Origin of the sequence: Saccharibacillus sp. WB 17, from assembly GCF_008634075.2 — a bacterium.
GTDB lineage: Bacteria > Bacillota > Bacilli > Paenibacillales > Paenibacillaceae > Saccharibacillus > Saccharibacillus brassicae.
In genome coordinates, this window is the sequence record NZ_VPFK02000008.1 from 1 (window position 1) to 353 (window position 353).

A 353-nucleotide genomic window follows, 5' to 3' on the forward strand; every position below is an offset into this window, starting at 1 on the left:
AGACCCCTTGGAGACGACGAGGTAGATAGGCAGGAGGTCGAAGCGCAGCAATGCGTGTAGCTGACCTGTACTAATCGGTCGAGGGCTTATCCTATAGACTTGCGCAGCAAGGCTCTTCGGAAGCATCCGCTTCGGTTGAGACTTCGGCGTAAGCAGACACTTCATGACGCGAAGTGGATCGTTTCGGATCCGGTTTTCAAGGTGCAAACCTTGTACAAGACAGAGTTTGTTTAGGAAACACAGGCCCAATCGGGATCTTCGTTTCCTAAAGACAATCTGTTCCGGCTTACTTCGTAAGCCTAGGTTTGGTGGTGATGGCAGAGGGGTTCCACACGTTCCCATCTCGAACACGA

At 51.8% G+C, this 353-nt stretch carries 1 rRNA gene; it reads left to right on the forward strand.

From position 1 onward, the window contains the following. Positions 1-94 (forward strand): 23S ribosomal RNA (locus FTE24_RS02375); the annotation flags it as partial. Positions 95-353 lie beyond the last annotated feature (259 nt).